Consider the following 24,928-nt stretch of genomic DNA (forward strand, 5'->3'; position numbering starts at 1 on the left):
GACACCGGTTCCACTTGCGGTGCTCAACCCGCATAACCCGAAACCTGACAAGATCGATCTCCGGGATGTCGGAGTGCGGTTCGCCGCGGCGGACGCGCTCCACCCGGGCCAGACAGAACCCCTAGTCGACTCCGATGCCCCGCCAAACGACCGACGCCCCTTGCGCTGCGTTCAGTCCAAGGGTCGGATGAGTTCGGGCCCATTGCTGCGGGCATGGTTGACTGCGCGGGAAACCGCGTAGATGTCCAGGGTTCCGGGTTCGGGTGGGCCCATCAGAATGCGGGCGGCATTCGGGTCGAGAAGGCGAGGGTCGAGCCATTCGTCCCACTGCTCTGGCAGGACGATCATGGGCATGCGGTCGTGAACCCGGCCGACGTCATCGGTGGCGTCGGTGGTGATGATGATGATGACGAAGCTGTGCAGCCACGCGTCCGGGTCGTCTTTGGGCTTGTCGGGGTCGTGCCAGCGTTCCCACACCCCCGCTGCCGCCAGTATGCCGCCGTCTTTCGGTCGCAGAAAGTAGGGCTGCTTGACCGGCTTGGGCCCGCCCTGGTCTTCCTCGACCCATTCGTAGAACCCATCGAGCGGGATCAGACAGCGGCGTGCGGCGAACGGGCGCCTGTATGAGGGCTTGTCGCTGATGGTCTCGGCACGGGCATTGACCATCTTCGCGCCGATCTTCAGATCCTTGGCCCACGGCGGGATCAAACCCCAGCGCAGCATCTCCAGCCGCCGCACCATCTGCGCGGCCGGGTCGTCTTTGGCAAGGGTGGACAAGATCGCGGGGGCGGTCTTGGTGGGTGCCACGTTGTAGTCCTCGCGCACCCCGTCAGCGGCATAGTCGGCCGAGACGTGGAAGGTCTCCGCCAGCTGCAGCTTGGTCTTGGTCGAGGCGTAGCGTCCGCACATAAACTGCACTGTGCCATTGGGCTCCGACAAACTTCACCGGCTTGCCCGATCCGGTTAGGGAAGGCTCCCGTCATCGGGCCACTGGGCGGTGACCCCTGTGCGGCGTACATGGTCGGCTTCCCGCTGGGTCAGCGTCCCCCTTTCCAGGAGCAGGTCGAGCAGCTTGTCCAGTGCACCGCATGCCCCGGCGTTCACCTCGACGCGCAGCTCATCGACTCGCTGGTGCTGGAAGAGGAGTTCTACCAGGCGCGAGACGGATGGGCCGTCCCCGTACATGGTGTGAGGGCGAAGCACCTCCACCGCCTCATCGAGGCGATCTTCGGCGAGCAGCAGATCTGCCAGCTGCATGGCGGCGAGGTCGGCACCGTCGCCTCGCCGCGAGCGCAGCCAAGCCATCGCCTCATCCAGGCGGCCCTGCCGCGCGAGGTGCTGTGCCCACGTGCCGGAGGCGTGCCACGGGTCCTCGGCGGCGAGGGCGCGCAGATCGTCTTCTCGTCCCGCGTCGCTGAGAAGTTCAGCCATCCGCGCCCCGCCAAGCATGTCGCCCATTTGCGCTCTGGCCTGGGCGTACTCGATCGCGGCATCGGTCTCGCCGTCGGCGGTCATGATGTCGAGGAGCTTGAGGGTCGCGAACCAGTTGCCATCCACGCTTAGCCGGTGCAGTTCCTCAACAGCGCCGCTCGCGGCGGCAAGTTCGGCCAGGCGCACGTTGGAGCCGGGCTCTCCGGTCGCTGCGATCTCGCGCAGGCGGTCCAGTCGTCCGCAGGCCACCAGCGCGTCGAGCAGGTAGTCGTCGGTGAGGGCCACGTGCGCGTCGTCGTGGGCCTGCAGGACATCGAGCGCAAGCTGCTGGTTTCCGGCGTCGAGCAGGCCGCCAGCGATCCGGGCCGCGGTGTGCCCTCCGCGTAGGGGCTCCATCACGATCGCGTGGTCCGCGTACTCATCCCCGGCCGCTGCCCGTTTGCGCAGCTCGGCCTGGGTGGTTCCGTATCGGATCTGGAGGTCCACGAGCTGATGGCCGGCCAGCTGGTCTCCGTCCTGCTCGGCCGCCGAGAGCAGGGCGCACGCCTCAGCCAGGCTGCCTAGGCCCGCCAGGATGTCAGCCGCCCTGCCCCGGGCGATGCGATCTCCGCTGTTGGCCCGGCTGAGGAGCTGCTCGACGTGCCGTGCGTCTGCATGCTCGTCGACCAGCCATGCCTCAGCGAGCAGATCGCCGCGAGCCGCCGCTTCCTGAATGTCGCCTTCTGCGGTTTCTCCCGTGATGCCGATCCAGCGGCAGGCGGCGACAAGGTCCCCACCGTCGGCCAGCGCACGCAGCTCGGCGATGTCCCCGATACGGACATGCAGGTCGGTGACCGTCGCCGCGATGTGAGGCTGCCCGGTGAACGGGCCGAGAACGGCGATCGCCTCGCTCGGATTCCGCTGCGCGATCAATGCGGCCAGCCACCGGGCAGATTCAGCCCAGCCCAGGGCCGCGAGCTTGGCGAGGAACCGCTCGACGTATTCATATCGGCTGCGGTTGCCCGCCAGGTAGGCCAATCGGCGAAGGTCACCGGGGTCGGTGGCGTGTTCCGCGAGCGCATCCCAGGCCGTGTGTGGCAGTGCTGCTGCTCGCCGGGTGCGGTATGCGCGGTCCAGGAGGAAGTCGGCAGGCTCGAAGCCGTCCGTACGGCCCATCTCGCCACCGACCGGGATCAGGGCGGAGGCGGCTTCGCGTTGCCTGGCCACCGCGTAGGACACGCCACCGTCCAGCCAGTCCTGCGGAGCCTCGGCCCGCTCGCGGGCAGTGAGGTATCCGGGCACGGCCATCTGAAGATGCGCCTTCGAGATGGCCGTGGTCATCCCGACGCGCCACGCGTCCAGGACCGCGGTGATCACCGCGGCGCCGTACGGATCGTGCGGAGTCTCCCATCGGCGAACGAGATCCGGGGCCGCTGCCAGGATCTGTGTGAAGCCCTGATCTTCTTCAAGCGCCATTTCCAGCCGTGGATCCAGGCTGGCCAGGGTGCGGGCCGTCGCCCGCTCCCCGGTGCTGAACTCGCCCGGAACCACGAACTGCAAGCCCAGGCGCAGCAGTTCGCCGGCGTCGTCGGGATCTGCGGCGACGGCGGAGATCTGACCTGCTGGTGAGCAGATGGAATCAAGATGACGGGGCCAGATCGTGCCGACGACGACGCATCCCGACCGGATGAGGCGCCGGACGGTGGCCGCGCGCAGCGAGTTGTCTCCTCTCAGATAGCTCACGAGGTTGTCGAGCCAGACAACCGTGCACGCGGAGCCTGATGCAACGTCGCGGTCGATGGGGTCGCCGGGAGCTGGGTGATAAAGCCACCATTCGGGCAGCTGGGCTTTGAGGGCCTCCAGCAGCGAGCGTGTTTTGCCCGCGCAGGAGGGGCCGACCATGATCACCAGGCCGCCGTTCTCGCTGGCGCGGTCAATGGCTTGGCGAAGGTCCGGGTCGAAGTCCCGCCCTGCGTAGGAGGTCAGGAACGGGTCCTGGCCACGCAGGCGGATAGCGGCATGAACGCCGAGGGTCGACGGGTCAGCGTCGAGCACGCGTACTGCCGAGGACGGCCGGCGCAGGTCTGCTGTCCTGGCGCGTGCGAGCGCAGCAAACCATGCGGCCTGATCGGCCAGCGCGACACCGCAGACGGAAAGGAACACACCGAGGGTCACGTGCTGCGGCAGCGCGGTCTTGGTCAGGCTCTCGAAGTCGCTCACGGTGGATCTGGGCAACCGCCACGTCGGATTCAGCTTTCGCGCCGCCTTGTCGAGCTGGTCGAGTCCCAGCCCGTTGCGGCTTTGGCGTAGAGCCCGCAGGGCTCTCGCAAGATCGTCGCGAGTCTGGACAGTCTCCGGGCCGATGGGACCGGGCTCGGTGGATCTGGCCGGCATCATCCCCCCTTTCCCGGATCCCGCGCTCCGGCCAGCGCGGCGCAGAGATGGCTAACAGGATAAGTCCCGATCTGTCCGGTACGCATATCTGCAGCTCGCGGGCCGCTCCAGCACCTCTTGGCCCTCCGGGATCCTCCGACGCCCTAGCCGGAGGCCCTGAGCAGGCGGTCCTATGGGCTGGTCATCGGGTGCTCCGGCCGGACCCCACACCTTTATCCCCCAGGAGGGGTCGTGTTCGACAGCATCAAGCAGCTCATCGCGATGGCCGGACACTTGTCCGAGGTGATCAGCGCCGTCATCACGGTGATGATCTTCGTCGACGCCTACAAGCGTCCCCGTCTCTAGCCACTCAGGTTCCGACAGCTGGTGGAGGCGGCGTGGGGAACCGTCTTCACCAACACTGCGTGCTGCGACAGGGGTTTGGGCGATCTCGCTCCGCTTTACCAGCGTGTGTTGCCGAGCGGGTCGTCTGCTGCCCCGTGATCCTGGCCGCCCGCGGCTGGCCCCGCAAGCACGCCACCCCGACACCACCACCAGACGGCGCAGGGCTACCACTGGGGTGGATGCTTGCAGGTCTGCGCCGATCGGCCGGCCGGGCGGATCGGGTCAGCAACCGCCCCGCTCTGGCAGCACACGCCACGGGTAGTGGGCGGCGTCCTCCTTTCTTCGGAAGGAACAGACCCATGTCCGTGACTTTGCTTCCGGCCAACCCGAATGAGCTGCTGCGCTCGATGCGCCGCGCCGCCTATCTCAATCCCGCCGAACTCCAGGACAACCCGCGCAACCTGCGCACCAGCCTGGACGATCTCGAAGACCTCAAAGCGTCGATCCAGGTGCTGGGGATCCTGTGCCCGCTAGTCGTGATCCCCGTGGACCCGGACGACGCCGACACCCCATACATGATCATTATTGGCCATCGGCGTAAGTACGCCGCCCTCGAACTCGAACACACCGAAGTGCCGTGCTGGATCGCCCAGGATGAGGGTGAAGCGCTCAAGGTCGCCGCGCAGCTGGCCGAGAACGGGCACCGGGTGGGGTTGTCCGCGACCGAGGAGGCCGAAGGTTTCCACCAGCTGATGCTGATGGACTGGTCGGTGGAGAAGATCTCTGCGGTGCGTCACCTCCCCGTGGCCGAGGTCAAGAAGACACTCAAACTACGGGAGCTGCCCGAGCAGGCCCGTCAGGCGACCGACGCAGGGCAGATCTCGCTGGACGACGCGGCACGCATGGCCGAGTTTGCCGACGAGCCGGCCGCGCTCGCCCGCATTCTCAAGGCTTCCAACACCTGGGGTGTGCAGCACGCGATCTCCAACGAGCGAGCGAAGAAGGCCTACACCGAGGCCAAGGAGCGGCTGAAAGCGCAGCTGGTCCTGGACGGGGTCAAGGTGACCTCGAAGCCGAAAGGGTTTCCGGCAGGGCCTGAGAAGCCGGTCAAGGTGCTGGTCGACGCCGCTGGTGTCGCGGCGGATCCCGAGGTGGTCAAGGCATTGCCGGGTTTTGCGGCGTTCGTCGACAAGGAAGGCATCGCCGGCGCGCAAGCGGTGATCTATTGCAGTGACCCGGAAAAGTACGGCTATACAGTCGCGAATCCCACCCACTACGGCGGCCGCGTCTCGATCGAGGAGCAAGCGCAGCGCGCGGCGGCTGCTGAGGCGAAGGCCCGCCGGCTGGAGGGCCTGGCGCTTGCCGAGCCGGTGCGCCACGAGTTCTACAAGAGCACGTTTGGGTCGGCAAAGGCGGCCAAGCGGCTGTTCGTGGAGGCGTTGCGCAGCACCGTGATCGATGAGGATCTGGCGCTGTACAGCGAATGGGAAGACCTCTACGCCGCTTTGGGCGGCGTGGATGACGACACCGTTCTAGCCGAAGCTGGTGAGGATCGGCTGCGCCGGTGCCTGGTTGCCGGGTGGATCACCCGTCATGAGCAGAACCTGCGCCTGGCCACCCACGACAGCACCTGGCGCATGAATGATGCTGCGGCGGCCTCGTGGCTGGACCGGTTGATCGCCGAGGGCTACACCTTGTCCGACGCCGAAGCCGAGCTGCATCAAGACATGCACGGCCACGACATGGCCGACGATCAGACGCTGGCCGGTAATCCTGCTCCGCTGTCCGGGGCTCCGTTCGCTGTCACCGACTCCATACACGGCGATGGTGATGCAGATGGCCAGCAGGACACCGAAGCGTCACCGTCCGATCAGGATGAAACCGGTGATCTGGACTCAGGCGCCGGTGGTCTCTCCGATGTGGATGAGGCGTTGCGGGAGCTCGCCGTGCAGGAGTCCGTGACCGTCTGACCTTCTCTTTCCTGTTTGTTACTGGGCGGTGGCCCGGGATTCGCATGCGTGCGGGTCCTGGGCTGCCGCCCTTTGCGTGTTCGGAGAACAGCACATGAGCTTGACGTTGACTGATCTTTTCTGCGGGGCTGGTGGCTCCTCATCGGGTGCGGAGCTGGTGGACGGTGTGCAGACCGTGATGGCCGCCAACCATTGGAAACGTGCCATAGACACCCACAATCACAATTTGCCGCACGCGTGGCACGACTGCGCCGACATCTCGCAGGTGGACCCACGCCGGTATCCGGCCACCGACCTGCTGTGGGTCTCGCCGGAATGCACCAACCACTCACAGGCCAAGGGCCAGAAGGAAATCGACAAGATCCCTGACGTGTTCGACGAGACCTTGCCGCCGGACGCGGCCGAGCGGTCCCGGGCGACGATGTGGGACGCCGTGCGTTTTGTGGAGGCGAAGTGGTTGCAGGGCAAGCCTTACGCCGGGTTCGTGATCGAGAACGTGGTCGAGGTCGTCAAATGGGTGCCCTACAGCGCCTGGCTCAGCGCACTTGAGGCGCACGGCTACTGCCTGCACGTCACCTACCTCAACTCGATGTTCGCCCAGGCCGGTGGGTCCGGTGCGCCGCAGTCACGCGACCGCTGGTACTGCGTCGGTCATCTCGCCAAGACCGGCCGCTGCCCCGACCTGAAGAAGTGGACGCATCCTTACGCGACGTGTAAGCGGTGCGGACAGCATCAGCAGGCGCAGCGGTGGTGGAAGAACAAGGACCGGCAGTGGGGCCGTTACGGGGATCACGGCCAGTACTACTGGATCTGCCCAGACCCGCGGTGTGGTGACAACCGGGTGTATCCGCAGGTTCTGCCGGCGATGGTAGCGATCAACTGGGCGTTGAAAGGCACCCGCATCGGCGATCGCCCGGAACCGTTGGCGGATAAGACGATGCAGCGCATCACCGACGGCCTGCAACGCTATGCCCGCCCGGCGCTGGTGCCGACCGGCGGGACGTGGCGCACCGGCGCGACGCCTGTGGACGCGCCGATGCCGGCCCGCACCACGCGGGAGAACGATGGCGTGAGCGTGCCGCCGTTCCTGGCTTTGCTGCGTTCCGGGCGCTCGCGCACGATCGGTATCCACGAACCCCTCGCCACGCTCGTGGCGGAAGGCTCCGGGCACGCGCTGGTCGAGCCCCAGCCCGCCGAAGGCCCGTGGGAGGTGCCGCCTCTGGTCGTCGGTTTGGAAGGCCGGGCCACCGTCGCGCACGTCCGCCCGGTCGACACCCCGTTGCGGGCGCAGACCGGCCGGCATCAGGACGCTTTGGTGGTGCCGATGCGCAACCACGGCATCGCCCGCCCCGCCGACAGCCATCCGCTGCCGACCGTGACCGCGGCCGGTAACCATCACGGGCTGCTGACCTGGCCGGAGCTGCTGCTGCCCTACTACGGCAACAGCACGGTACGCCCAGCCGACCGGCCGCTAGGCACCCTGCCCACCCGCGACCACTTCGCCCTGCTCGGCGCAGGCCAGGCGACCTCGCTCAACCCGCTGGACTGCTTCTTCCGGATGCTGGAACCCGGCGAAATTCAGGCGGGGATGGCGTTCTCAGCAGGCTACGAAATCCTGGGCACCCGCCGGGAACGGGTCCGGCAGGCCGGCAACGCGGTCACCCCGCCATGCGCGCGGGACCTGATCGCCGCCCTGGTCGAGACGATCACCGGGCAGGCTCCGACGTTCCGGCCCGACCGCTTCGCACTGGCGGCCTGACATGACCGAAGCACTGCACTCCGACACCGTGCTCGTGGACCGGCTCACAGCATGGCTCAACGAACAGACCGAGGTGTCCGGCGGCGACGCCGTCGAGGTCATCTGCGAACTGATCGCCGAGTCCGGACGGCCGCTGCTCAACGAGACGTGGGAGGTCTGCGCCGACGTCGAGCAGGACCGCTACGGCATCAGTACCGCTGTCACCGAGGTCGGCGGCTATCAGGTCCGCGTGGGTCAGGACCCGGACGCGGCGGGCGCGGATGTGGTCGTGTCCATCGACACCCCTGACGGGGACGATTTCGGGCTGGCGATCTCCGTTAACGGCCGCCGGATCCTCGATCCGATGACCTGCACCTGGCGCAGTTCCGTCCCCGAAGACCTGCAGATCACCCCGCCTGCCCCGCCGCGTAGGCGGTGAGCCGGACATGTTCACCGGCCTCGAACGCGGCCTGCTGGTCGCCGCCCTAGACCGGGCGGCGCATTGGACCGACGAAGACATCGATTGCTCCGACTGCCGGGCGGGGTGCTGCATCGACCCGGATCACATCCACGACTGGGCCGATGTCATGGCCTGGCAGGAACTTTCCCGCCGCCTGAGCGGCCCGCTCTGACCTACCCGCCTCTTTGCCACGCCGGATCCTCCTCGGGTCCGGCGTGCTGATTGTTTTCCCCTGCACTGATTGGAGCTCCACCGATGATGCGTTTGTATTTCCCGTTGACCGAAGTGCTCACTCTCGCCGAGCACGCCGCCGCGGCGCCTGAACACTCGCCGTCGTTCACCCAGCACGAGGACGGCAAACCCGGTGACCCGTCACTGGTCTGGGTCAAAGACGACGGCACCTACCTGATGACCAACGGCATCCCGGGCCTGCTGCATGACCCCGCCAACCCGGAGTCCAACGTCGTGGTCTACGCCGAAGGCTGGGGCACCGGGACCGGCCCGGACCTCAACCAGATCGACGATATCGGCGGGGACGACTTCGTCGAACACATCCCGCTCGACGAACGCTACGGCGAGTTCCCGACGTTCCTGGAAGCCTTGCGCGCCTACCTGAAGGCCGGATACGCGTGGCTGATCATCGAATCCCGCGCCGACCTCACCTTCGACATCTCGATGGCCAAGGGCGTCCGCCGATGAGCCGGTGCACCCAAACCCAAGCCCTGCAACGCTTCGCCGCCCTCGGCGACGCCGACGCCGGACGGCTCACAGGACAGTGCCTCTACCACAACAGCAGCCCAATCCCGCCCGGCACACTGCGCGAGGACGCGGCGAACCTGTTGCACGCCAGCGTCTACCGCCAACCCGGCGAGCCGGTGACCGGGGAGACGCTGGTGTATGTGGTGTCCAGTGATGGCACGCCGGTGGCGTGGCTGGACTACCAGGCCCGCGTGCACACCCCGCCCGCGCAGCTGACCTCCTATCAGCGGGCACACCAGGTTCAGGCCGTGACCGCGTTGTCGCGGCTGACCCGTGACGCGCTCGGAATGCTGGCCCGGCTGCGCGACGCCCGTGACCGCCGCGACCACACCGGGTCGCAGCCCACCGCTACCGGGCTCGACGCCCGCGTTCTGGTCGCCAACAGTGATGATCCGACGCTGACCTACTGGACCCGCCTCAACCCGGATCCCGCCGTGACCAGGCGGCATGTCCAGACGCTCACCGGCAGTACAGAACCAATCGTGGTCGAGGTATTCGGTTACGGCGACTACGGCCGCCATCGTGCGGTCATCGACGTGGAGATGCTGTGCGCCATCGAGGAACTCGCCGTCACCCACGGACTTACCGCAACAGCGGTGGGTGACTGGCTGTATGCCGAAGGCGCCGCCACCGCGACAACCCTGACCCCGCAACAGGTCAAAGACGAATTCACCACAGCGTTCGCCGGGATCTTCGACTCCCGGCCTGCGTTCGCACGAGCCGAACGTGACCGGCGCGGCTGGACCCGGCTGCTCGACCAGGCCGGCATACCGCGCAACCTGTTCGACGATCAGACGTTCGCCCGGCTGCTGTTCACCAGCGACTTCCGCGACATCACCTTGCACGACTACCGCGTTGCCGTTCTCGCCCGCGCACCGCAAGGAGCAACGCGGTGAGCATGAAGCCATCGACTCTGCGGCTGCGCTCCCGCACCGTGACCATCACCCCAGAGCACCGGCCAGGCGGCACCATGCTCTACCGCCTGGCCGGGCCCAGCGTGACCGGTGTGGTGAGCGTCGAGCCGTGGGCAACCGACACCCAGGCCGTGCCCGACCGTTGGGCAGTCAACCTCGGCACCGGCTCACCACTGGCCAACCACCGCGACGATCTGCCGGTCATCGACACCGTGACCCTCTACGGTGGCGGCGGCCCGCTGCAGCTGTCCCACAGCGGGTTCTGGGCCCGGCTGCGCATCTACGTCAAGCAAGGCGGCGCGGCCATGCACACCTCGCCGCAGTTGCTCGACGCCAAGCGCACCCTGTTCGCTGTGCTCAAGCACATCGGGGAGATGCACTGCCAGCACGATCCCCAGCCGCTGCTGCACGAAGCCGCCCGGCACAACATCATGCGGCGGCTGGCCCGTGCCGGGCACAACCTCCTGGCTACCTACCGCCTCTACGCCGAGACCCGCGACGAACTGGCCACGCGCACCGCTTTAGTGCGCGACCTGCAAGCACTATCGCCGCTGCGCCTCCTGCACACCCCACCGGCGAGGTGGCACGGATGCGTCGACCCGGACGTTTACCTGCGCGCCGACGACAACGGGGACTGGCTGACCTGCCCAGCTTGCGAGCAGCCCATCACCCGGCTGGAAGGCGGCGACCGCCTCGGCAGCCTGCTACAGGCCGTGACCGGGCACCGCTGCCCATGACCCTGCCGTTTCCGGCCGACCCGATGAAATGAGGCATCCCATGAATCCGCTCTGGCTCGTCCCTGCCTGCGCCGCGGCGGCGCTGCTCACGCTGGTGGCCTACCGGTGGATCAGCCACCGCGGGCCACACCGCCTGCGCCGCAACAACTTGCGGCCCATCACCGTCACCGACGCGCAGTGGGAACAGGTGTGCGCCCGGCAGGACTTCACCGACTTCCAGCCGGGCGAATTCGAGGACCTGCTCGACGTCCTGCAAGCGGCTCAAAGCGCACTGTCCCGCACCACCGATGGGAAAGGCGCGGTGCTGCCGCAATTGGCCGACATCGGCCTGTGGGACACCAGCGACGGCAACAGCTGGGACTTCGTGATGACCGTCGACGCCAACCAGACGGTGCGCGTCGCCTCGATCACCATCGGCATCCGCGCCTACACCGAACTCGGCCACGGACCTGACGCCGCCCGCGCCGTGCTGAACGAACTCCTCGAGGAACGCAACCACCTCATCACCCGGCTGGCCAGAACCCTGCCCCGCTGACCCACCGCCCGCTCTGAAGGGGCCGCTTTGCGCACACGCGCCAAGCGGCCCCTTTTCGTTTCGCACCAAGGAAAAGGACCACCCTGTGATCACGATCTATCACGACCACGAAGACGGCACCATTCTGCTCGGCTCACACCGAGGTGACGGCGTCTACGACATCGCGCACAAACACGGCTTCCGCGCCAGCCGCCAGGTTGGCGTCTATCTGCCCGGGTCGCGTGACCGTGACGCCCGCCGTCACCGCATCGACGCCTGCGCCGAAGAGCTGCGCGCCAACGGATTCGCCGTCGATGTCACCATCGACGATCAGTGGCGGCCCGCTGCTGTCCGCGAGGCCGCCCGCGACGAACGCGCCGACGAACGCGCCGACCGGCTCGACACCGCAGCAGTCGCCTCCGCCCGACGCAGCGAGGCGGCTCGGGCGACCTCCGACCGGATCTTCGCCGCCGTCAACGGCGAGCCGCCTAAGCCCGACCACTACAACTACCGCCGGGACATGGCCACCCGCCAGAAGGGCTGGGCCGCTGACGAGCGCGCCAGCGACCAGAGCGCCCGTGCCGTGACGCTGTCGCAGCGCGCCGACGCCGTACGCGCGCACGCCAACGCTAAAGACGATCCACGGGCGATCATGCGCCGAGTCGAGCGACTCAAGGCCGACAAGCGTGCGGCCGAGCGGGAACTGGCCGAGGCGCTGCGGGCCGGGTGCGCGCAGTCGTATCTGGATCGCTGTCAGCGCACTGTCGACCGGCTCGCCGAGGACATCGGCTGCCAGGAGGCCAAACTCGCCGAACGCGAAGCCGCCGGGGAGTTTGTGGCCTGGTCACCGGACAACCTCGCCAAGGGTGACCTGGTGCGGGTTGAGTCCTACGGTTGGTTCCGGATCGCGCGGGTCAACCGCAAGTCGGTCTCCCTCGACCATCGTGACTACCCGACCAAGGCCACCTGGGACCAGGTGCGCGGGCGGCGCCGCGACGGCTGGCAGATCGACGCACCGAACGCGACGCCGTGGCCGGTCTCCACCGCCAAGGCCGTCACCCGCTGGCAGAGCCTGGAAACCGAGGCCACCCGCGACAGCGGCGACCCCACGATCCCTGCCCGGGTCCGCGCGGCCATCCGCCTGGTCCACGGCCTGGCCCTCGATGCGGCCGACGCAGAGGTTGCCGCGTTCCGGCCCACGGGCTCCGAACCCGAGCACGTCCAGACACGACGGCGGCTGATGGTCGCCTACACCGGCGTCTATGACCGGCTGACTGCCGGGGAATCCGCTGAGGATCTCCAGTTGTCGGTGGAGACCGATCCGGTAGAGCCGTTGTGGCGCATGCCTTCCGGCGAACCAGACGATGTCCGCTGCGACCGGGTCAAGCCCGGGGACGTCGTCAAAGGCATGTGGGACAACGAGCGCGGCGGCCGGGTGCTGCGCGACGGGTTCTGCGGACCGGTCGCCTCCGTTAGTGAGGTCCGGTCGATGGACTACCGCGAGTGGGTGACCATCACCTTGGCCGACGGCACCAGCTGCGATTTCCGCGCGGGCTGGTGGCTGGCCGTCTACCCCGCCCCCACGCCGGCTCTCGCAGGGGCGCCGACGTGACCAGGAAGCGATGCCCAGGCGGCGGCTTTCCTAAGCGGGGCATGGGGTGTTCGGTCTGGTGGTATCGATGAAGCAGGGAGGTGAGCAGTCCGGTGACCAGATCGCTGCAGGAGACGGCGTGCGTGTATGCGGCGGCGGGGATCGCGGTGCTGCCGTTGCATACCCCGGCCGCGGACGGGACGTGTTCGTGTTATCTGGGGCCGGAGTGCGACTCTGCGGGCAAGCATCCCCGGCTGGCACACGGTGTGCTGGACGCGTCGGCCGACGTGCGGCGGGTGGCCGCGTGGTGGCGGCGATGGCCGCACGCCAATATCGGCCTGGCCACTGGCGGGGTGCTGGACGTATGCGATGTGGACAGCAACGCCGGGTTGCGCCGGGTGCTCGACGTGCTCGATGTGGTGCGCCCGGCCGGGCCGGTCGTGCGCACCGGCCACGGGTGGCATCTGTGGATGGCCGGTGGGCTGCCGTCGCGGATCGGGTTTTTGCCGGATGTGGATTGGCGTGGCGCGGGCGGCATTGTGGTCGCGCCGCCGTCTCGGCATCCGTCCGGGGCCCGGTATGAGTTCACACAGTTGTGGACACCGGATGTGCCGCTGCCGCCTTGCCCGGAAGTGTTGCGGCGGCTGGTGATCCCGGCACCGGTCATGCTGGTGCCGTTGGTGCGGGCCGAGATCGGCGATGCTGATCGTTACGCGAAGGCGGCGCTGGACGGCGAAGTGCGCCGCGTGCTCGACGCTCCTCGTCCGTTGATGCGTGGCCGCAACCGGGTGCGCGCTGGCGGCCGCAACAACGCGCTGAATGTGGCGGCGTTCCGGATGGGGCAGCTGGCCGCCGACAGCGGCGGCCTGGACGCGAACGTCGTGTGGCCGAGGTTGATGGATGCGGCCGTGTCGGCGGGGCTGCGGCCGGCCGAGGCTCAGCGCACCATCGCCTCCGGTTGGCGCGCCGGGCTGCGGCATCCTCGCCGCTGACTGTTCCCGATCCCGAATTTGTTGTTGCCGGGCAGGCCTTCCGCAGGTTTGCCCGGCCTGTTTGTGCGCGGTGACGCCGGGTGGGCGTGACCGGGGAGGAGCTCTGCGACTGATGTCTTACACCGAGGATGATTTGCTGGTCACTGATCCGCAATGGCCGAACTGGCGCGCCAAGCTGATCTGTGACGATCAGGCCGAGCAGCCGTGGGGCGATGGTTCCTGCCCGGCGCTGCTGATCGAACGTGGTGATGCCTGGTTCGCCAAGGGGGTGTTTCAGCCCGCGTACGCCGACCGGATTCTCCAGGCACGCCGCCATTTCGGCGACGACCAGCTGCTGGAGCGGTATCTGCGCATGTTGCACGGCACCACCACCGTTGTTCACGTGACCAGCCGCGACCTGGACGTGATGTTGTTCGACACCAGCGGGTTCCGCGACTACATCGGGGTGTCCGGTCCTGCGAATCTGGCTGCCGAGCAGCAGGAGTGGAGGTTCTGGCTCGACGGCGAGGTGTTCGGGATCAGCGTCGAGCACAACCCGCTCACCATCGCCAAGCCCGCATGGGTGGAGTGGGATGCGATCTGGGGCTTCTACGGCCTGGCCTACTCCCGCGAGCGTGCCAAGGAGCTGCTCACGGAGAACATCACGGCCGCAGTAGCCAAGTGGCGGCGGGACGGTGGCCGATGACAACGACCATCGCCCAACTGATTCCGGTGTGGCACGCCAGGATCGAGCCGCAGTCGGCCTACAACCCGGCGCCGGTGTTCCGGGCTGCGCCCGCGCTGCTGGACTCTGCCAGTGACCGGCTCACCAGCAGCAGTCTGCGAACCGGTTTGGAACATCTCGACTACTTCCAGGTGCGTGCCTACATCGAGCCGTCGGAGACTGGTCCGCGGATGTGGGGGTTCGAGCACGGATACTCCGCACCGCACTTCGTGAACCTGTGGCGGGCCGAGCCGATGGTCAAAACGTTGCGCCGCATCGAGAAGGGGCTGCGGGCACATGAAACGCGGTTCGGGTCGATCGGCGTGGGTGACGGCGTGGGTTACCTGGCGGTCATCGCCAGCATCGTCAAGGTGGAGCGGTTCGTCATCGAAGGCGACCAGCCCGATGGCATGTGGATGTCCGGGGTGCGCTACCGCGACGTGGACGCCGGCACGCTCAAATCAATCATCAGTGACCGGGTGGAGCGTCTCGACCTGCACTGACCCTTCGCGTGAACCGGCATACCCGCAGCATGCCCCGCGCACGTCGCCGCATGATGCCCTGGATGTGATCCCCTCGGCGCCCCGCTCACGCCGGATAGCAGGCGTGAAGCCCGGTTGCTGCGGCCCGCCCTCGTGCGATGGTGCGGCAGCAGGCACCCTGCCCGGCGATGAAGGCCGGGGCTTGAACAGCATCAGCGACTAGTGCATGGCCTCCGTGGTGTTGCGTGCGGCCCTGATAGGCGCCGGAGGTGTGGTTCCCGGTGATCTGCATGGCAGTCGGTGAGCCGCTCTGAGGGACCCGAAGGTCAGCCCACCTTCGGTCGGGGGCGACAAGCCCGGTCCAAAAAAGGTCTTGGCACCCGTGTCTCGCTGCGCTCGACGCCAAGATTTTTTGGCCCTGGTGGGCTTGCACCCCCGCCCTAGGCGGGCTTGGACCGGCCCCGTCAGCGCGGTACCCCGCCGCCGGAGATCACCAGATCCCGGCACCCGGCGAAAGGGCCGCACACCACACCCCTGATGGGAGCCACTGTCATGCTGTTCAACCTCGTCATCGAAGGCAACCTCGCCGACGCCCCCGAGCTGCGCTTCACCCCGGCCGGAAAAGCCGTCTGCAACTTGAGGATCGCCCACAACACCCGCCGCTTCGACGCCGCCAAGCAAGAGTGGGTCAGCGGCAAGACCACCTGGGTCGATGTCACCGCGTGGGAGACCCTGGCCGAGCGCCTTTCCGAAAGCCTCAAGAAAGGCGACACCGTAATCGTCGAGGGCCGCGACCTGGCCGCCCGACCGTACATGGGACGCGATGAGAAAGCCGCCGCCACCCTGTCTGTCACCGCCGTCAACGTCGCCCTGTCGATGCGGTACAAGCCCGCCACCTCCGGCGAACTGGTCACCTCTGGTGCTCCCGCAGGCGAAGCGTGGGCCAACGGCGGCGACGAGCCCCCGTTTTGATCCCAGCCCGGGTCCGGGCGCACACAGCGCCCGGACCCCTTGCCTCCCAGCACTTTCTTGGATTCTTGAACGGAGCTTTTGTCATGTCGTTGTTCACCGTTGTCATCGAAGGCCGTCTGGCCGGTTCCCCGGAAACCGGAGCCACCCGCCAGGGCCGCGAATACACCCAGTTCCCCTTCGTCTACCGCGACAGCTGGCGCGACGCGGCGGGCGTCAAGCGCGAAAGGGTCATGCATTTCGAAGTCATTTGCTGGGGCGATCTGGCCACGCGTGCCTACACCCTCAAACGCGGCGACCAGATCACCGTCGAAGCCGGGCAAATGCTCGCTTACGTCGATCACGATCTGCGGCGTGGCGACCAGGGCGCCATGCACGAACGCTGCGGGCAGCCGGTCCTGAAACTGTCGGCCCGCAACATCTCCATCTCGATGCGTCACGGTGACGCGCACTCCGGCCTCCGACCCGCCGCGCAGCGCCGTGGCGACATGGTGACCACCGCGCACGGCGAGCAGGTCCCCGCCGACGCCTACCCGGAGATCACCGCCGATCTCGAACTGGTCCACCACCACTGACCCTCGCCCATCCCCTGCGTGGGCTGGCCGCCGCTTCCCCGGCGGCCAGCCCACCTTTCCTTTTATGCCAAGGAGAAAAAGTGATCACGTTCGACAACACCACGTCGGTGGAACGCAAACTGCTCGTCTTCACCGACACCCCCGGCCCGCGATGGTCATTGCGCCGGGTGATCGCCGCACAGCTGGCCTACCTGTTTGACGACGACCAGATCGACGGCTGGTACGGCATCGGTGACACCTTCAACGTCGAGCAGATCATGCAGCCCGGGTTCCGCTACCCCGGCGGCGCACAGCTGTGGGGCTGGCTGGACCACAACGCCCTGTGGCGCATCCCCGCCTGGCCAGCCGACGCGTCGTTGCCGCCCGTGCTGGCAGAAACCGTCGAGGGCTGGATGGAGGGCGCGTTCGGCAACATCGGCTACGACATCTACACCCCGGCCACCGTCGTCACTGTCTCCGTCCCCGTGCCCGCGCAGCCCAGCGGGATATGCCGGTGCGGGCACGACGCCAGCGAACACAACGGTGCCTGCACCAGCCTGGTTTCCGGCAGCACGCTGGGCTGCGGCTGCCTCACCTGGCGCGCACCGAGGGTGGTGACGCCGTGAAGGATCGGCACGAACCCGTCGCGATCATCGTCCCCTACAGCATCGCCCTCAATCTGACCGAAGGGATGCGCACCGCCTACGAGTTGTTTCGCGACGTGGGCCTGGACTGCACCTGCATCGCCGGCCGCTACGTGCGGTCGGCGATGCTGGCCGCCGAACGCGTCCACAGCCTGCGGAACCGGCGTGCGTCGTGACCACCCGCCGTGCCCTGCTGAGCGTCGCCGCCGCCGCCGCGCTCATCGTGGCGGCGGTCCGGCAAACCGTCCCCGGTGAGCAGTGCTGCCAGTTCGATCACGACTTGAATATGCATGCCCTGGACTGCCCTGACTGCCTCGCCCTCACGTGCGATGACTGCAACGCGGGGCCGGGCGAAGAATGCGACTTTGGCTGCTCGTCCTACTGGCGCTAGGTCACACACCCCTCCAGCACCCAGGGCACACGCGCGGGCCGCTCCCGAATCCGGATCGCAGCCCTGTGGGGCGCGGCGCCCGGCAGCTCATGCCGCTGCGATACCGGCGGCGGCCGTGGTGGCTCCGAAGTCTTTGCCCCGCCAGGAGCGTCCGTCGTCTGGGCTGCCGGTGCCGCGCCGAAGCTGACGGTCGTGGTGGTGGCGCAGTTCCTCCAGGGTCGTGGCCGCGTGGTGTGTCGGGGGCCGTGCCTGGCCCGTGGTGCACGGCTGCCAGCGCGATCGAGACAGAACCGCCCGGCTGCGGCAAGGCCGCCGTGGCGGAAAACATCTTGGCCGGCTGCGCCGGCGCTGCGCTGCCACAGATCTTTTCCTTGGCGTCCTTGACCTCATCTCGGTCGGCCCCGTCCCCGAGCGGCTGTCAGCGCGGCAACCCCGGGACCAGACCCGGCAGGCACCGCCGCACCACGCGTGACCCCGACCCTGGAGGAACACCATGCGCCACCACAACACGCCCATCAGCTTCCGCCGCCGTGGCACCGGCATCCCCTCCGCCGGCCGCAGGTTCGTCCTGGCCGGGCAGAAAGACTTCTACGACCCCACCAACCCGGCCGACGACGCCGAGTACCGCATCGTCATGAGCTACACCGGTCGCTAAATCACGCGCGCCCGCAGGGCCGGACCCTTCTTCGGGTTCGGCCCTTTCGTGTGCCCTTCTGTTCGCCGCGTCGCCACCGGCTCGCCCACACCAAGGAGCTGAAACCCTGTGCCCAGCCTGCGCATGTTTCTCGACCTCGCCACCAGCCATCTACCCGAAGACGTCTTCCAGGACCTCGGTGGTATCAAGGGCGTCACTGCTCATGGCACCGCGTACGGGTGGCTGATGTGGGTACCGCCCAACCCGGACGAGCACGCCGGGGACTACCCGGCGATCCCCGGTGAGGTTCTGGTAGTCCAGCGGTACGCGCGGTCGCACGGCTGCGACTACGTGCTGTTCGACAACTCCGCCGACACCGACCCGCTACTTCCGGCCTGGGACTGGTAGTGGCTATGTGGTAGCGACCCCTGGGTGTGACGAAGGCCGGAACCTTTGCAGGGTCCGGCCTTCGTCTCGTGTCGTTATCGTTGCTCAGGTGTCCGGGGTACCGCCTGCCGCGCGGGCCAGCGCCGCCCGCACACCGGACACCGGCAGCCCGGTCATCGTCGCGATCTCCACCACCGGCTCGCCCAAGGTTTTCAGTTTCACCAGGGCCAAGTCTGCTTCGCCTTCCAGCGCAACGGCTTCGGCTGCCGCGTCTGCCAGAATCTTCTGCGCTTTCGTTTCCGCATCGGCGCGGACCTGTTCGGCCCGGCCGGAACGGTCGAAGAAGATCCCGACCGTCGCCTCCACGTCCTTCTCGTGAGCCGCCAATCGTGCGAGCCTCGCCGCTCGCACCTCCGACGCTTTACGCGCCGCCATCCGGTTCACACCCGCGCCATTCTGTCGTTTAGTCATGCCACGAAAAGTAGCTATCGAAAAGCCATTCCGGCAAGGTCAAGTCCTAAATTCAAGACAGATTAAGCCAACTAAAAGCAACGCAAAACCAAACCACCAAAAACCCCGCCAGCACAGCAGTTTCAGCAGCTAAACCCACTCCCCACCCTCCCAGAAACAAATCACAGACACACCTCTTGCAGATGCTCTTGCCACCGAGAAAAGCGGGCAGGTACTGTGCCTATTCGCGCACGCGACTAAACGCATTTCCCGCCCGCCGAATTCGATGCAATTCGAGCGGGCACTATCCGGCCCGAAGGGGGTGAGCCATCCAATGATGACCTTGAAGAAGTTGACCGTCGGAGACGGCTACACCTACCTCACCCGGCACATCGCGGGCGGCGATCAGGACTGGCAGCCCGGCCAGTCCGCCGCCGACTACTACACGGCGAAGGGCAACCCGCCCGGCCGCTGGGCCGGCCGCGGGCTCAACGAACTTGGTCTCACCGGGAGCGTGTCCGAAGACCAGATGCGCCACCTGTTCGGCCAGGGCATGCACCCCGACGCCGACCGGATCATCGCCGACTACCTCGCCCGCCACACCAAGGCCGGGATGACCGAGGAACAACTCGAGAAGCTGTCGATCAAAGCCGTCCGCGCGGCCACGCTCGGGCGCAGGTTCCCTCAGTACCAGACCCTGGAGGCGTTCGACGCCCGCGTCGAACAGCGCCTCGCCCAGATCACCAGCGAGACCGGCCGCGAACCTACCCAGGCCGAAACCGGCCGGATCCGCGCCGAGGAAGCGCGCCGCGCCCGCGCCGGAGTCGCTGGCTACGACCTCGTTTTCACGCCGGTCAAATCCCTTGTGCTCATTTGGGCCCTCGACGAGCGGCAGTGGGTCCGCGACGCGATCCTCAAGGCGCACGAGCAGGCCCGCGACTCCGCCCTGGCACTTCTCGAGGAGCACGCCGCCTACACCCGCGCCGGGGACACCGGGCAGGCGCAGGTCGACACCCGCGGCCTGCTCTACGCCGTGTTCGACCACTACGACTCCCGCGACGGCGACCCCAATCTCCACAGCCATGTCGTGGTCGCCAACAAGATCCGCGCGGTCGACGGCAGCTGGAAGTCCCTGGACGGAAGTGCGCTCTACCGGCTCGGTGTCGCCGCGTCCGAGCACTACAACTCCACCATCGAGACCCTGGCCGCCGAATACACCGGCATCTCGTTCGCCGTTCGGCCGGACACCGAGCACAAGAAGCACCCCGTGCGCGAGGTGCTCGGCATGCCGGTCGACTACATCAAAGGCTTCTCCGCCCGCCGTGGTCGGATCGAGGCCCGCTACGAGCAACTGGTCGTCGATTTCCGCCGCGCCTACGGCCGCGATCCTGAGAAGCAGGCGGCGTTTTCGCTGGCGGAGCAGGCGAACCTGGACACGCGCGGCGCTAAACCCAAGCCCCGCTCACTGGCCGGACTGCGCGCAGAGTGGGCGCAGCGGCTGACCGCCGAACACGGTCGCGGTGCTCTGGCTAAGCTCCGCGCTCTGGTCACTGTCTCCGGGCCGGACGCCGTTGCGGCCCGGCTATCCACAGACTTATCCACAGCCGATATCAGCGGGCTGGCCGAGCAGGCTGTCGGCTGGGCTGAGCAGTCCCGGTCCACCTGGACGGTGTGGAATCTGCGCGCCGAAGCCGACCGTATGCTGCGCAACCCGTCGCCTGAACTATGGCCTTCCGGTTTTGTCTTCGCGACCGCCGACGAGCGCACCCGTGTGCTCGAAGCGGTGGTCGCCGAAGCTATCCAGACCGCCTGTGTTCCGGTGACGGTCGAGCCGCAGTTGCACGAGCCGGCCATGCTGCGACGAGCCGACGGCGTGTCGGTGTTCCACGCGCACCGGTCGGCGCGCTACACCTCCAAGGAGATCCTGGACGCGGAACAGCGTCTCCTCACCGCCGCTCGCACCCCCGCGACCGCGGGGCTATCCGCCCTTTCCGTCCACGCAACCCTGGACGGCTATGAAGCCGTACACGCCAAGCAACTCGACGAAGGCCAGCGGGCGATGGTCGCCGCATTCGCCACCGACCCGCGCCTGATCACCGTCGGACTCGGCCCAGCCGGTTCGGGCAAGACCACCACGATGCACGCCTACCAGCACGTCCTGGCCTCCCACGGCATCCGCCTGATCCCCCTCGCCACGTCGGCTGCCGCTGCCGCCGTCCTGTCCAATGACTTGGGCACGCCCGCCGAGAATGTGCACAAGTTCGTCTACGAGCACCTCACCCACGGCCAGCCACAGCACGGCCACAACGGCAAGATCGACGCGCGAAAGGCGTTCTTCCGGATCAACCCCGGTGACGTGATCCTGGTCGACGAGGCCGGGCTGGCGGGCACCCGCAACCTGGATACCCTGCGTGCTTTGGCCGAACAGTATGGGGCGACGATCCGGCTGCTGGGTGACTACCGGCAGCTGTCGGCCGTCGAGTCCGGTGGTGCCCTGCGGCTGATCGCCACCGAGGTCGGCGCGACCGAACTCTCCGTTCTGCACCGCTTCAGCAACCCGGACGAGGCCGCCAACACCCTGGCGTTGCGCGACGGCGACAGCAACGCGCTGGACTTCTACGCCGACCACGGCCGCATCCGCGGCGGCTCAGCCGAGGCGATGATCGAGCAGGCGTACAACGCCTGGCACGCCGACATTTCCACTGGCCGCAAGTCGCTGATGTCGTCGGCCACCACCCAGGGCGTGGCCGCCCTGGCGGCCCGCGCCCGCGCCGACCGCGTCGCCGCCGGCCAGGTCGAGCATGATGGCGTCGCGCTGCACGACGGCAACCGGGCAGGGGTCGGGGACTGGATCGTCACCCGCGACAACGACCGCACCCTGACCTGCCACCGCGGCAAAGACTGGGTCCGCAACGGCGAATCCTGGACCGTCACCGCCCGCAACCAAGACGGCAGCCTGCGCGTGCAGCACATGGGCCACGGTGGCACCCTCACCCTGCCCGCCGACTACGTGGCCACCCGCGTCGAGCTGCTCTACGCCACCACCACCCACCGCGCCCAAGGCGCCACCGTGGACACCGCCCACGCCCTGATCACTGACGACATGACCCGAGAAAACCTTTACGTCGCCGCCACCCGGGCCAAGCACTGCACCACCCTCTACGCCGTCACCCACCGCATCCTGCCCCTGGATGAGGACGACCGGCTCGACCGCACCGTCTACGACCGCCACGGCCGCGCCGCCCGCGAAATCCTCGAGACCGTCCTGGCCAACGAAGGCACCGAAGCCTCCGCAACCGAAGCCATTGCCCAAGCCCAGGACAAGGCCCGCTCACTCGCGACGTTGCTGCCGCGGCTGCGCTACTCCGCCGAACTGGTCGACGTACAGCGCCTGGCCGACCTGGTCACCCGGGTGCTGCCAGACGACGCGTGCACCGTGCTGGCCGACCCGTCCTGGCCCACGACCATGCGGGCCCTGCGCGCGGTCGAAGCCCAAGGCTGGGACCTCCAGCAGGTCCTCGCCGGCACCGCCCGCCGCGGTCCGCTGTCCGGCACCAACGACCCTGCCGAGCTGCTCGCCTGGCGCGCCCGCGACTTCATCGACGGCCGCCTGCCCACCCCAGCTCTCGCCCAGCCCACCGCAGCCGACGCAGCACGGTACGCCGCGCTCGTGGAGGCGCACTTGCCCGCCACAACTACACCGTTCACCGCCGACGAAGGAGTCAGAACACCGCGCGCCCTGCACACCGACCCCGCCACCGGACGCCTGGACTACGCCAAGATCCTCGGCATGGTCGTCGGCGGGCACGACGCCGCCCGCGCCACCACCGAGCTCGCGTGGCCGTCGCTGGTCGCCGCCGTCCGGCGCGCCGAGAACGCCGGACATGACCCGATCACCGTCATCGCCCAGGCCGCTGTTCAGCGTCCCCTTCATGACGCACGGTCGGTATCCGAAACCCTCACCTGGCGCATCAACCGCCAGGCCACCAACCAGCCGATCCCCGCTACCGAGCAGCCCGCCGACGCGTGGCGCGCGCTGGCGTGGACGCTCAAAGCAGCAGAGAACAACGGCGTCGCGGCCGACGATCTGCTGCGCACCGCACCCACCGGATCAGACCTGCACGCGCTGCGCTCACACGTCCAGCGCCTCACCGCACCCGCCCCACAGCACGGTGTCCTGCCCTGGGAAACCCCACTCCCGGCAGCAATCCCGACCGCGTTCTCCGAACACATCAGCACCACCACGGCCCTGGTCGACGACCGCGTCCACGAGCTGACCACCCGAGCCCTCACCGAGCAACCAGCCTGGCTGGCCGGACTCGGCACCCTGCCCACCGACCCCGCCCACGCAGAACAGTGGGTGCAAGCTGTCGGGATCGTCGCCGCCTACCGCGACCAGCACCACATCACCATCGACCGCGCCGACCAGCCCCTCGGCACCTACATCCCAGAGACCTCCGCCGCCCACGACGCCTACCTGCACGCCGCCAATGCACTCCTTACCGCCCGCCACCCCGGCACCGATCCGGCCGATCCGCTGGTCGCCCTGGTCACCGCCGACGTCTACCACGCCCTGCCCACCGAACAGCGCGACCAGGTGGCCCAAGCCGTCGCAGCCGGCCTCGGCGGCGACTGGCTAGGACCCCGCCACGGCAACGCCGACACCCTCCTGGCGGCACCCGTCTACACCACCCATCTACATGCCGAGATGGTCCGCCGCGGCCTGCTCACCGAGACACCAACCCTTGCGGCAAAACCGGAAACCGCAGCAGCAACTCCCGCCACCCAGGTGCTGATGGAAGCACCGATGGAATACCACCAGGCCCAGCCCGACGTCACCATCACCTACTGACCCAAACCGCCTTGCGCATAGTGCAGGGCACCAGACCTGCCCACGTCGAAGGCCGCGCGAATCCCGCGCGGCCTTCACCTATATCCGCAGCGATCAAGGAGCCGATCATGGACACACCCTGGGGCACCGCCCAATCCGTCCGAGTCATCGCCGAAGGCATCGTCGAGGTCACCACCGCCTCCCACGGCGGCATCCGCTTGCACCCCGCCCGCAACGCCTCGGTCCCCGCACCGTTCCGCGACCGCGACGGCTGGTACGAGGAAGACGCCGAATGGGCGTTCGTCGCCCTGACCTTCGCCGAGTTCTTCGACCCCGATCACGTCCAGTACGCCCACCTGCTCGCCGCCCGTTACTACGCCGAGAAATACATCGAGGTCTACGGGGCCGATCAGCAGCAACAGATCATGCGCGACGAAGAAGCCATCCGCGCCCGCCTAGCGGTGCCACGGGAACTCCGATGACCACGCACATCGTGCAATACAGCGGCGGAATAGGCAGCTGGGCCACCGCCATGCGCGTTGCCCAGCAGCACGGCACCGACAACATGATCCTCCTGATAGCCGACTCGCGCGCCGAAGACGCCGACCTCTGGCGATTTGTCGCCGACAGCTCCGCGCATCTGGGCCTGGAACCGGTAATCGTCGCCGACGGCCGCACACCCTGGCAGGTGTTCGCCGACCAGCGCTACCTCGGCAATGCCTGGATAGCGCCGTGCACCTACCACCTCAAACAGAAACCCTGCCGCCGCTGGCTGGAAGCAAACCACGACCCCAGCAACACGATCCTTTACGTCGGCATCGACGCCTCCGAGCAACGCCGCACCCACGCGATCACTAAGGCATGGCAGCCGTGGAAGGTGGAGTTCCCGATGTGCGAACCACCGTATTTGAGCAAGGAACAGATGCTCGACTGGGGGCCCGCGCCGAAGGCCTCCGACCACCACGTATGTACGCCGAAGGCTTCTCCCACAACAATTGCGCCGGTATGTGTGTAAGAGCGGGCCAGCGGCAGTGGCTACACCTCCTGAAGGTTCATCCGCCGCGATTCGCATACGCCGAA

Annotated in this window: 25 protein-coding genes; 22 read left to right on the forward strand and 3 right to left on the reverse strand. The window is 67.7% G+C overall.

Translation table 11 applies throughout. The features are described from left to right. Positions 1–171: 171 nt before the first annotated feature. Together A3E1_RS0133380 and A3E1_RS0133385 are read right to left on the reverse strand one after the other, a co-directional pair. Positions 172–909 carry an SOS response-associated peptidase gene (locus tag A3E1_RS0133380; RefSeq protein ID WP_020525177.1) on the reverse strand — a complete coding sequence of 246 codons (738 nt, stop codon included), beginning with the start codon at positions 907–909 and terminating at the stop codon, positions 172–174. 54 nt (positions 910–963) lie between these two features. After that, a complete protein-coding gene (locus A3E1_RS0133385) occupies positions 964–3,804 on the reverse strand; it encodes a hypothetical protein (protein WP_157631897.1) in 2,841 nt (946 codons plus the stop codon). A gap of 731 nt (positions 3,805–4,535) precedes the next feature. On the opposite strand from A3E1_RS0133385, the gene A3E1_RS47530 reads away from it, so the two are divergent. From A3E1_RS47530 to A3E1_RS43440, 19 genes are all read left to right on the forward strand, one after another. Continuing rightward, positions 4,536–6,098, forward strand: a complete 1,563-nt coding sequence (locus A3E1_RS47530) for a ParB/RepB/Spo0J family partition protein (protein WP_169454485.1) — start codon at positions 4,536–4,538, stop codon at positions 6,096–6,098. A gap of 94 nt (positions 6,099–6,192) precedes the next feature. Next, positions 6,193–7,857 (forward strand): DNA cytosine methyltransferase, encoded by a 1,665-nt coding sequence (locus A3E1_RS43430; RefSeq protein WP_020525181.1) that lies wholly within the window; start codon positions 6,193–6,195, stop codon positions 7,855–7,857. 1 nt (position 7,858) lies between these two features. Further along, positions 7,859–8,275: a hypothetical protein gene (locus A3E1_RS0133405; RefSeq protein WP_020525182.1), complete on the forward strand. Its 417-nt coding sequence runs from the start codon at positions 7,859–7,861 to the stop codon at positions 8,273–8,275. A gap of 7 nt (positions 8,276–8,282) precedes the next feature. Further along, positions 8,283–8,468, forward strand: a complete 186-nt coding sequence (locus tag A3E1_RS0133410) for a hypothetical protein (RefSeq protein ID WP_020525183.1) — start codon at positions 8,283–8,285, stop codon at positions 8,466–8,468. Between the two features lie 83 nt (positions 8,469–8,551). Then, positions 8,552–8,995, forward strand: a complete 444-nt coding sequence (locus A3E1_RS0133415; RefSeq protein WP_020525184.1) for a DUF3085 domain-containing protein — start codon at positions 8,552–8,554, stop codon at positions 8,993–8,995. Continuing rightward, positions 8,992–9,951, forward strand: coding sequence for a hypothetical protein (locus tag A3E1_RS0133420; RefSeq protein ID WP_020525185.1), 960 nt, complete (start codon positions 8,992–8,994; stop codon positions 9,949–9,951). The genes A3E1_RS0133415 and A3E1_RS0133420 overlap by 4 nt, the downstream gene beginning before the upstream one ends. After that, entirely contained in the window at positions 9,948–10,706 is a 759-nt protein-coding gene (locus A3E1_RS0133425; protein WP_020525186.1) for a hypothetical protein, read from the forward strand. The genes A3E1_RS0133420 and A3E1_RS0133425 overlap by 4 nt, the downstream gene beginning before the upstream one ends. A 40-nt stretch (positions 10,707–10,746) precedes the next feature. Continuing rightward, positions 10,747–11,241, forward strand: coding sequence for a hypothetical protein (locus A3E1_RS0133430; RefSeq protein ID WP_020525187.1), 495 nt, complete (start codon positions 10,747–10,749; stop codon positions 11,239–11,241). A gap of 85 nt (positions 11,242–11,326) precedes the next feature. Then, on the forward strand, positions 11,327–12,832 hold the full coding sequence (locus A3E1_RS0133435; protein WP_020525188.1) for a DUF3560 domain-containing protein: 1,506 nt from the start codon (positions 11,327–11,329) through the stop codon (positions 12,830–12,832). Between the two features lie 92 nt (positions 12,833–12,924). After that, positions 12,925–13,803, forward strand: coding sequence for a bifunctional DNA primase/polymerase (locus tag A3E1_RS0133440; RefSeq protein ID WP_245571523.1), 879 nt, complete (start codon positions 12,925–12,927; stop codon positions 13,801–13,803). 112 nt (positions 13,804–13,915) lie between these two features. Continuing rightward, positions 13,916–14,488: a hypothetical protein gene (locus A3E1_RS0133445; protein ID WP_020525190.1), complete on the forward strand. Its 573-nt coding sequence runs from the start codon at positions 13,916–13,918 to the stop codon at positions 14,486–14,488. Continuing rightward, on the forward strand, positions 14,485–15,009 hold the full coding sequence (locus A3E1_RS46740; RefSeq protein ID WP_157631899.1) for a hypothetical protein: 525 nt from the start codon (positions 14,485–14,487) through the stop codon (positions 15,007–15,009). The genes A3E1_RS0133445 and A3E1_RS46740 overlap by 4 nt, the downstream gene beginning before the upstream one ends. 516 nt (positions 15,010–15,525) lie before the next feature. Next, complete coding sequence (locus tag A3E1_RS43435) at positions 15,526–15,960, forward strand: single-stranded DNA-binding protein (RefSeq protein WP_020525192.1); 435 nt, start codon at positions 15,526–15,528, stop codon at positions 15,958–15,960. 83 nt (positions 15,961–16,043) lie between these two features. Further along, on the forward strand, positions 16,044–16,532 hold the full coding sequence (locus A3E1_RS0133460; RefSeq protein ID WP_020525193.1) for a single-stranded DNA-binding protein: 489 nt from the start codon (positions 16,044–16,046) through the stop codon (positions 16,530–16,532). An 80-nt stretch (positions 16,533–16,612) separates the two neighbouring features. Continuing rightward, a complete protein-coding gene (locus A3E1_RS0133465) occupies positions 16,613–17,137 on the forward strand; it encodes a hypothetical protein (protein ID WP_020525194.1) in 525 nt (174 codons plus the stop codon). After that, a complete protein-coding gene (locus A3E1_RS0133470; protein WP_020525195.1) occupies positions 17,134–17,331 on the forward strand; it encodes a hypothetical protein in 198 nt (65 codons plus the stop codon). The genes A3E1_RS0133465 and A3E1_RS0133470 overlap by 4 nt, the downstream gene beginning before the upstream one ends. Then, a complete protein-coding gene (locus A3E1_RS0133475) occupies positions 17,328–17,546 on the forward strand; it encodes a hypothetical protein (RefSeq protein ID WP_020525196.1) in 219 nt (72 codons plus the stop codon). Before A3E1_RS0133470 ends, A3E1_RS0133475 begins: the two co-directional genes overlap by 4 nt. Before the next feature lie 493 nt (positions 17,547–18,039). Beyond that, positions 18,040–18,201, forward strand: a complete 162-nt coding sequence (locus A3E1_RS47535; protein ID WP_020525197.1) for a hypothetical protein — start codon at positions 18,040–18,042, stop codon at positions 18,199–18,201. 108 nt (positions 18,202–18,309) lie between these two features. Next, positions 18,310–18,588: a DUF5983 family protein gene (locus A3E1_RS43440; RefSeq protein ID WP_040392553.1), complete on the forward strand. Its 279-nt coding sequence runs from the start codon at positions 18,310–18,312 to the stop codon at positions 18,586–18,588. Between the two features lie 84 nt (positions 18,589–18,672). Here A3E1_RS43440 and A3E1_RS0133490 read toward each other — a convergent pair whose 3' ends face one another. Then, complete coding sequence (locus A3E1_RS0133490; RefSeq protein WP_157631900.1) at positions 18,673–19,038, reverse strand: hypothetical protein; 366 nt, start codon at positions 19,036–19,038, stop codon at positions 18,673–18,675. 316 nt (positions 19,039–19,354) lie between these two features. On the opposite strand from A3E1_RS0133490, the gene mobF reads away from it, so the two are divergent. The 3 genes from mobF to A3E1_RS43455 all read left to right on the forward strand — a co-directional run bounded on the left by mobF (position 19,355) and on the right by A3E1_RS43455 (position 24,863). Next, on the forward strand, positions 19,355–23,869 hold the full coding sequence (gene mobF / locus A3E1_RS48880; protein WP_169454487.1) for a MobF family relaxase: 4,515 nt from the start codon (positions 19,355–19,357) through the stop codon (positions 23,867–23,869). Between the two features lie 107 nt (positions 23,870–23,976). After that, a complete protein-coding gene (locus tag A3E1_RS43450) occupies positions 23,977–24,330 on the forward strand; it encodes a DUF7007 domain-containing protein (RefSeq protein ID WP_020525201.1) in 354 nt (117 codons plus the stop codon). Next, positions 24,327–24,863 (forward strand): hypothetical protein, encoded by a 537-nt coding sequence (locus A3E1_RS43455; RefSeq protein WP_211216043.1) that lies wholly within the window; start codon positions 24,327–24,329, stop codon positions 24,861–24,863. Before A3E1_RS43450 ends, A3E1_RS43455 begins: the two co-directional genes overlap by 4 nt. Positions 24,864–24,928: the final 65 nt, after the last annotated feature.

Origin of the sequence: Catelliglobosispora koreensis DSM 44566, from assembly GCF_000379685.1 — a bacterium.
Classification (GTDB): domain Bacteria; phylum Actinomycetota; class Actinomycetes; order Mycobacteriales; family Micromonosporaceae; genus Catelliglobosispora; species Catelliglobosispora koreensis.

Bases quoted from the DNA above. Each gene is read 5' to 3' on its own strand.
- A3E1_RS0133380 (WP_020525177.1), bottom strand. From the start codon at position 909: ATGTGCGGACGCTACGCCTCGACCAAGACCAAGCTGCAGCTGGCGGAG.
- A3E1_RS0133385 (WP_157631897.1), bottom strand. From the start codon at position 3,804: ATGCCGGCCAGATCCACCGAGCCCGGTCCCATCGGCCCGGAGACTGTC.
- A3E1_RS47530 (WP_169454485.1), top strand. From the start codon at position 4,536: ATGCGCCGCGCCGCCTATCTCAATCCCGCCGAACTCCAGGACAACCCG.
- A3E1_RS43430 (WP_020525181.1), top strand. From the start codon at position 6,193: ATGAGCTTGACGTTGACTGATCTTTTCTGCGGGGCTGGTGGCTCCTCA.
- A3E1_RS0133405 (WP_020525182.1), top strand. From the start codon at position 7,859: ATGACCGAAGCACTGCACTCCGACACCGTGCTCGTGGACCGGCTCACA.
- A3E1_RS0133410 (WP_020525183.1), top strand. From the start codon at position 8,283: ATGTTCACCGGCCTCGAACGCGGCCTGCTGGTCGCCGCCCTAGACCGG.
- A3E1_RS0133415 (WP_020525184.1), top strand. From the start codon at position 8,552: ATGATGCGTTTGTATTTCCCGTTGACCGAAGTGCTCACTCTCGCCGAG.
- A3E1_RS0133420 (WP_020525185.1), top strand. From the start codon at position 8,992: ATGAGCCGGTGCACCCAAACCCAAGCCCTGCAACGCTTCGCCGCCCTC.
- A3E1_RS0133430 (WP_020525187.1), top strand. From the start codon at position 10,747: ATGAATCCGCTCTGGCTCGTCCCTGCCTGCGCCGCGGCGGCGCTGCTC.
- A3E1_RS0133445 (WP_020525190.1), top strand. From the start codon at position 13,916: ATGTCTTACACCGAGGATGATTTGCTGGTCACTGATCCGCAATGGCCG.
- A3E1_RS46740 (WP_157631899.1), top strand. From the start codon at position 14,485: ATGACAACGACCATCGCCCAACTGATTCCGGTGTGGCACGCCAGGATC.
- A3E1_RS43435 (WP_020525192.1), top strand. From the start codon at position 15,526: ATGGGAGCCACTGTCATGCTGTTCAACCTCGTCATCGAAGGCAACCTC.
- A3E1_RS0133460 (WP_020525193.1), top strand. From the start codon at position 16,044: ATGTCGTTGTTCACCGTTGTCATCGAAGGCCGTCTGGCCGGTTCCCCG.
- A3E1_RS47535 (WP_020525197.1), top strand. From the start codon at position 18,040: ATGCGCCACCACAACACGCCCATCAGCTTCCGCCGCCGTGGCACCGGC.
- A3E1_RS0133490 (WP_157631900.1), bottom strand. From the start codon at position 19,038: ATGACTAAACGACAGAATGGCGCGGGTGTGAACCGGATGGCGGCGCGT.
- mobF (WP_169454487.1), top strand. From the start codon at position 19,355: ATGACCTTGAAGAAGTTGACCGTCGGAGACGGCTACACCTACCTCACC.
- A3E1_RS43450 (WP_020525201.1), top strand. From the start codon at position 23,977: ATGGACACACCCTGGGGCACCGCCCAATCCGTCCGAGTCATCGCCGAA.
- A3E1_RS43455 (WP_211216043.1), top strand. From the start codon at position 24,327: ATGACCACGCACATCGTGCAATACAGCGGCGGAATAGGCAGCTGGGCC.